This is a genomic window from Mesorhizobium sp. M4B.F.Ca.ET.017.02.2.1, assembly GCF_003998955.1.
Taxonomy (GTDB): Bacteria; Pseudomonadota; Alphaproteobacteria; order Rhizobiales; family Rhizobiaceae; genus Mesorhizobium; species Mesorhizobium abyssinicae.
The window spans coordinates 1-1,327 of the sequence record NZ_RZOF01000616.1; the positions used below are offsets into that span (position 1 = coordinate 1).

Annotated in this window: 1 pseudogene; it reads right to left on the reverse strand. The window is 59.2% G+C overall.

The annotated features are described in order from the left end of the window. Window positions 1–1,327: pseudogene (locus EN738_RS34345) on the reverse strand (OmpA family protein); the annotation flags it as partial.

Sequence of the window (1,327 nt, forward strand, 5' to 3'; positions counted from 1 at the left end):
GTGGTAGCCTCACCCTCGGCGACGATGCGACCGTCGACGACCGAAAGCCGTACCGAACCCGGCGGCGCCAGCGACGCCGTCAGCCGCTTCAGCACGAATTCCGGCTCAAGGCTCTGATAGAACTGCCAGTCTGAATGAACGCGGGCGGGATCGACCTCCGTTCCCGGCAACAGCGACTGCGGGTCAACGGCGAGCGGGTCTCTCAGTCCGGCAATATAGAACTGGCCGCCACGAATTTTCTGCTCGGAAACGACGATCCCCGGCTGGGTCGCCAGTCGCGACAGATAGGTCTGCCAGCGCTGCCCCGCTTGCCAGGAAAGAAAGAACCAGGCGCCTGCCGCAGTCACAATCAGCAGGGCTGCCGTCACCACCAGCCACGGGAATCCCTCTTTCGAATCCGTATGCTGCAGCTCGACGCAGGTCTGCAACTGCGTCTCCACGCCGGGCAACTGCGATGTGTCGCCGTCAAACTCCTCTAAAGCCTGCGAGGATTCATCGTGGATTCGGAGCAATGCATCGCGAATTACGTCATGCAATTCCTCCGGCGGGTTTCCCCGGATCACCGCAACCAGCGTCGCAAACGGTCCGACTTCCGACCAGAGACGAAGCTCGCCGAACCGGATGGTGTCCAGGCCGCTGTTCTCTTTCTCGTTGAACGAGTCCTTCACGAAATCCTGAATTGCGCTGAGCATCGAGGAAATCAGTTGAGGGTCTTCGCTGGTGGCGTTTTCGGCGGTTACATGCGCGATCAAAAGCCCAGATCTGCGGCTGATCAGAAAGACATGCTCCACGCGATAGACGAGAGAATGCTTGAGAACGACTTCGGAGAAGCTTGTTCCGGTTCTCCAAGCCTCAAATCTCCACTTGAGGCCATGCCAGGTAAATATATGCCTTAAAGATTCATTCAGGGACTGGAAGGTCTGGTCGATCTTTTCGCCGATCGACTTGCGAATGGCCGGCAGAAACACCGGATACAATATATCCGTCAGTATGTGCGGGTTCTTCTGGATGGACCGCTGCGCGGCCCTTTCTACGGCCGGTGCGAGGGCCTCGCCGAGTTGCATATGAGACGCGCGCGCGGTTGCGTCGGGGAGAACGTTCCCTACAGCGGCCGCAAGCTGCTCAGGCTCGTCGAGCAGGTGCGTAACGCGTGAAAGTTCCGAGATTTCGCCGCCGACGAGCAGCTGGCGAAGCCTTTCCAACCGATGATCGGCGGCTGGAACTCCTTCGTAAAGCGCATGGTTGTCCGGATCGACGTTCCGGGCAATTTCCACCAAAAGGCGGGCCAGAGCCTCGCGATCAATCCCGGTATCGTTCGAAGCTGGTC